The following is a 4,586-nucleotide window of genomic DNA, read 5'->3' on the forward strand; positions in this document are numbered from 1 at the left end:
TGACAATGACCCTGATTTACCGCACTATAAGCGGAAAGGAAATCGAAATAGCGTTTATTATCAACATCCCAAACGAATACGCCTTCGCCTTTTTGAAGGACTACGGGCATTGGATGATAATTATGAGCTCCGAAACGGTCTTCGAGCATGATAGCTCTATCGGAGGCAGATTGCATCGTATAATTTTTGGTTGTGGAAATCATGGTATTTTTTTAAGGCACAAAGTAGCAAAGCCACCAAGGCACAAAGTGATTGAGCGAGAATGATTTTTTGAAAAAGAATGAGATTGAAGAGATATTATTGGTAAGTATTTTTTGATACCTAAATCCCTAACAGCGACGGCTACCGTTCCCAGTCCCAAAATCGCCAAAGAGGCTGATAACGTACAGAATTTGTACAGATACGGTGAGGATGCGGTGAATTTTGCAGAAATGACCGTAGAGTGAACTGGTGGTAAAAGCACGAACGTCCGCCTGTTGAGCAAGCGCATTGTTATGATGATATTTACCTTGAAATTCGTTCATTTTGAGCATTTAGAAGGACAAAAATACGCAAAAAGAAACATTTTTCAAAAAAGAACGGTTTGGTATTTAATGGAAAAGACAACAAAAAATAAAAAAGAATCAACCCGTGATGAATTTCCTTCCGAAGATTTTTATCTGAATGAAGATGGATTTATGGTTTTTACAGCGGCATATCACTTAAAGCGTGGTTATTGTTGTAAGAATGGTTGTAGGCATTGTCCTTATGGGTTTCGGAGGGGGTGATTAAAAGTAATTTTACCTAATCCATCAGTTTTTTGAGTGTCTCTTCATTAGGCAAAGCATTTCTAAACTGTTCTGGTAATTCATTCGCTGTTTTATAAGTGGCTACTCCCATTGCTTTATTGAAATCTCGGAAAGAAAATTCAACCGTTTTATTATTTTTTTCTTTACATAAAATGATTCCAATTGAAGGATTTTCATGTGGTTGTTTGACGTATTCATCAAGTACCGACAGGTAAAAATTTAGCTTCCCCAAATACTCAGGCTTAAATTTCCCTTTTTTCAACTCAAAAGCAACCAAACATTGTAATTTTCGATTGAAAAAAAGAAGGTCAATAAAGTATTCATCTTCATCAACAATCAATCTGAATTGATTGCCAATAAATGCAAAATCAGCTCCCAGAGAAAGTAAAAATTTCTTTATATTCCTTACAATCTCATTCTCAATCATTTTCTCATCTTCTACATCGGGGTCTTCAATGTTGATAAAATCCAGTAAATATTCATCTTTGAATGTTTGTAGAGCCTTAGCTCTTACGTCATTATCCGTAATAATCTGAGTGAAATTATTGGGAAGATTCCCTTCTTTTTAATAAAGATTAGCTTTGATGTGATGTTTGAGTGTATCAACAGACCAAAAATTTTGAGCGATTTTTTGTATGTAAAAAATACGTTCTTCGAAGGTTGAAGTTTTTGATAGAATAAGGTTGTGATGAGTAAAACTTACTTGCAAAAACTCTCTTTTCAATTCGTCAGTTAGTGACTGACGAATTATATCATTCTCATTATCAGACATATAAGAACTTTTCAAAATATCAAACTCACTCCAAGCATCATGAAATATTTTCATGTACTTTAAATTTGTTGCGCCAAATCCTTTCAATCCAGGCAGTTCATTTTGTAACTCTTCCGAAAGTCGCTCTAATACTTTTGCTCCCCATTTTTCTTGTTTGGTCTTATCGGAGATGAGTTTTCCCACAGAAAAGTACAAAGTCAATAACTCTTGGTTTACAAGTAATGCAGCTCTGTATCTACTATTTAGAATGGTAGATTTGAGGTTTTTGATAATTTCGGAATAATTACTTAGTTCGTTCATTGAGTTTTTTAGAAAATCAAAAATAGAAGAAAAAAGCAATTATTTCTAATTTGTAGAGATTGAAGTTTTTATTCAAAACGAAGCAATTGATTTAAAGGAATTTCCAGAGCATCAGCAATTTCTTTTAGGTAAAATATTGAAGGATTTATTTTACCGTTTTCTAATTTTTCAACGCTTTGACGGTCTTTGAAACAAGCACGGGCAAGGTCAGATTGACTCCAATTCTTTTCAGAACGCAGTTTTACCACATTTTCTCCTAATTTATTTAAGAGTTCCCTTTTGTCCATTGCTTGATTTTAGCAAGTGGCAAGTTGGAAATTGATTAAAAGAATTTTGGCATCGGATTAATTGAAAAACTGATTCTTTTGTGGTTAATTTGAAAATCTACTTTTATTGAAGTAATTTGAGATTCTACTTTCAAAAAATGGTTTGGATTTTTAGAATTTTAGATTCACAAAAAATATACATTTAATTCAACCACATAATTTCAAAAATATATGAAATTCACTAAAATGACTTCTATTTGGGCTGTTTCAGCATTAGTTACTTTGATTCTATCTTGTTGCTTGCCTGTACAGATTTGGTACAAGAATTATCCTTTAATTTCTACAATTGGCAGTTTTTTATTTATGATACTTGGAGTTTTAGCCTACAATCAACAGTTTCCATTAGAAAAAATTAGCACCCAACAAGATGATATTCAAGCAATTGAGAAAAGAAACGGTGATGGAAGAATAACAAGATTTATAATTGGCATTTTTTCATTTATGATTGGTATTGCATTTATTACGGTAATAAATAATAAACGAGAAGAATATGCTTTTGAAAACGAAGGTGTAACTACAAAGGCAACTATTTCTGATGGTGGCGAAACAATTACAACAACTACAAGAACAAAATATTTGGGACTTATTAAAAATAAAAGTCAAAGTAATAGTTACAATATCAGTGTTGATTATAAACTGGAAAGTGGTGAAGAAATGAGTGTTGATAAAAATATTACCGCAGAACAATATAATGAAGCATATTTGGCTAAGGATATTGAAATAATATATTACAAAAGTGCCCCAAGAATGATTAAGGTTTTACTTGGTTCAGAAAATCTTAGAAAGTATAAAGGTGTTATTGATAGAAATATAATTGGTGCTGATATAGACAAAATATTTTCAACTCCGAATGAAAATATCAAGCCAAACATTTTGGATAAAATAAATATAGATTGGAAAGTAATACCTAATGGTAGAGAAAAAAACTTTGAAAATTTAACTACTAATGAACTTATAATCCAACGACAAAATTCAATAGTTTACATTATCAAGGGCAATTTACCTGATGGAAAAATTCAGGCAGTAAATGGAGCAACTAAATTTCTTAATTCATTGATAATTGAAAAAGAAGAAATCATTATTGATAAAAATGACCCATTTCATGGTGGAATGTCTTTAAAAGTCGACCCAAACTCAATAAAACAAAAAATGATTGTTAGGAGTCTTGCCAAAAATATAGTTTTTCTTACAAAAAAATATAAAGTAAATTTTGAGGTGAAAAGTATTGATGAAAAAATACCTAAATCTGAAATCGAAACACAAAATGAAGGGGTATCACAAAGTAAACTGTCAATTTACACTACTTTAATATTCACACCCCGATAGAATTAAGTTGCTTAAAACAGAATAGCCAACTTTCAGAAGTTGGCTATTCCTATCATCTCTACTTCAAAAACTCATAAATCCCAGCAACGCCTTGTCCTCCACCTACACAGGCAGAAACCATTCCGTATTTCTGATTTCTGCTTCGTATTTCATTACCATATTCTAAAACTCTAAATCAATTCCCCAAAATTTTATTATCACTATTTTCACGAGAAAATAAAAAAAACACTAAATTGCATCTATGAAATTACCCAATTCTGAAAACGCTTTTATTGCAAAAGAGAAGATTCTTGATTATTTGCTTGATGAAGAGAACTCAAAAGGGAAAAGTAATTTCTTTAATCTTTTTGGCTATTTCAAGGATAATTTTGAAGATTTAGCTAAAGATTTAATCAAATTATCTTCTTCGGGAGAAGTTTCAGAAACCGAACAAACAAAATTTGGTTTGAAATTTATAATTTCAGGAAACATAATTGCCCCTAATGGTCGTTCTATTGTTATGACTTCCGTTTGGATTATAAAAAATGACGAAGATTTTCCAAGATTTGTAACCGCATATCCAGCATAATTATGATAAAGGAATATAATGAAATAGTATTGCTCATTGATAAACCCGAAAAAGGTTTAATGAGAGGCGATGTGGGAATTGTGGTAGAAATCTACGATAATCACGAAGGTTATGAGGTAGAATTTATGACCAAAGAAGGTAAAACCGTAGCGGTAGTTACGCTTGAAGCCCATGAAGTTAGACCAATTGGCAATAAAGATATGCTTCATGTGCGTGAGTTAGAATTGGCGGCATAATCAAATCAGTAAAACGCAAAAAGGGGCTAAATCTAAGATTTAGCCCCTTTTTAATGCAAAGAATTACTTCAAAAACTCATAAATCCCAGCAACGCCTTGTCCTCCACCTACACAGGCAGAGACCATTCCGTATTTCTGATTTCTTCTTCGCATTTCGTTGAATAATTGAACGGATAATTTCGCTCCCGAACAACCCAGTGGGTGTCCAAGGGCAATGGCTCCTCCGTTCATGTTGATTTTTGAACGGTCTAAATCCAATTCTTTAATCAC

Annotated in this window: 9 protein-coding genes and 1 pseudogene; 5 read left to right on the forward strand and 5 right to left on the reverse strand. The window is 32.4% G+C overall.

Features of this window, described 5'->3' with window-relative positions; translation table 11 throughout:
* Nucleotides 1-203, reverse strand: a 203-nt coding sequence (locus AC1W31_RS20505; protein WP_481736366.1) for an aminotransferase class III-fold pyridoxal phosphate-dependent enzyme, incomplete at its 3' end; no start/stop codon positions are given.
* 111 nt (nt 204-314) lie between these two features.
* Between AC1W31_RS20505 and AC1W31_RS20510 the strand changes: the two genes are divergently transcribed.
* Together AC1W31_RS20510 and AC1W31_RS20515 are read left to right on the forward strand one after the other, a co-directional pair.
* Complete coding sequence (locus AC1W31_RS20510) at nt 315-446, forward strand: hypothetical protein (RefSeq protein WP_481736367.1); 132 nt, start codon at nt 315-317, stop codon at nt 444-446.
* Between the two features lie 147 nt (nt 447-593).
* Nucleotides 594-767, forward strand: coding sequence for a C1orf53 family protein (locus AC1W31_RS20515; protein ID WP_481736373.1), 174 nt, complete (start codon nt 594-596; stop codon nt 765-767).
* A 16-nt stretch (nt 768-783) separates the two neighbouring features.
* On the opposite strand, the gene AC1W31_RS20520 is transcribed toward AC1W31_RS20515, so the two are convergent.
* From AC1W31_RS20520 to AC1W31_RS20530, 3 genes are all read right to left on the reverse strand, one after another.
* Entirely contained in the window at nt 784-1,320 is a 537-nt protein-coding gene (locus AC1W31_RS20520) for a PDDEXK nuclease domain-containing protein (RefSeq protein ID WP_481736374.1), read from the reverse strand.
* 33 nt (nt 1,321-1,353) lie between these two features.
* Nucleotides 1,354-1,860, reverse strand: a complete 507-nt coding sequence (locus tag AC1W31_RS20525; protein WP_481736368.1) for a DUF1016 N-terminal domain-containing protein — start codon at nt 1,858-1,860, stop codon at nt 1,354-1,356.
* A 68-nt stretch (nt 1,861-1,928) separates the two neighbouring features.
* Nucleotides 1,929-2,147 carry a helix-turn-helix domain-containing protein gene (locus AC1W31_RS20530; RefSeq protein WP_481736369.1) on the reverse strand — a complete coding sequence of 73 codons (219 nt, stop codon included), beginning with the start codon at nt 2,145-2,147 and terminating at the stop codon, nt 1,929-1,931.
* Nucleotides 2,148-2,357: 210 nt separating this feature from the next.
* Here AC1W31_RS20530 and AC1W31_RS20535 point away from each other — a divergent pair, with 210 nt between their 5' ends.
* The 3 genes from AC1W31_RS20535 to AC1W31_RS20545 all read left to right on the forward strand — a co-directional run bounded on the left by AC1W31_RS20535 (nt 2,358) and on the right by AC1W31_RS20545 (nt 4,316).
* Nucleotides 2,358-3,512 (forward strand): hypothetical protein, encoded by a 1,155-nt coding sequence (locus AC1W31_RS20535; RefSeq protein ID WP_481736370.1) that lies wholly within the window; start codon nt 2,358-2,360, stop codon nt 3,510-3,512.
* A gap of 241 nt (nt 3,513-3,753) precedes the next feature.
* Entirely contained in the window at nt 3,754-4,080 is a 327-nt protein-coding gene (locus AC1W31_RS20540) for a DUF6883 domain-containing protein (protein ID WP_481736371.1), read from the forward strand.
* Nucleotides 4,081-4,082: 2 nt separating this feature from the next.
* Nucleotides 4,083-4,316: a DUF4926 domain-containing protein gene (locus tag AC1W31_RS20545; protein WP_481736372.1), complete on the forward strand. Its 234-nt coding sequence runs from the start codon at nt 4,083-4,085 to the stop codon at nt 4,314-4,316.
* Nucleotides 4,317-4,379: 63 nt separating this feature from the next.
* Here the strand turns inward: AC1W31_RS20545 and AC1W31_RS20550 are convergent.
* A pseudogene (locus tag AC1W31_RS20550) lies at nt 4,380-4,586 on the reverse strand (acetyl-CoA C-acyltransferase); the annotation flags it as partial.

This window comes from Arcicella sp., assembly GCF_964672035.1.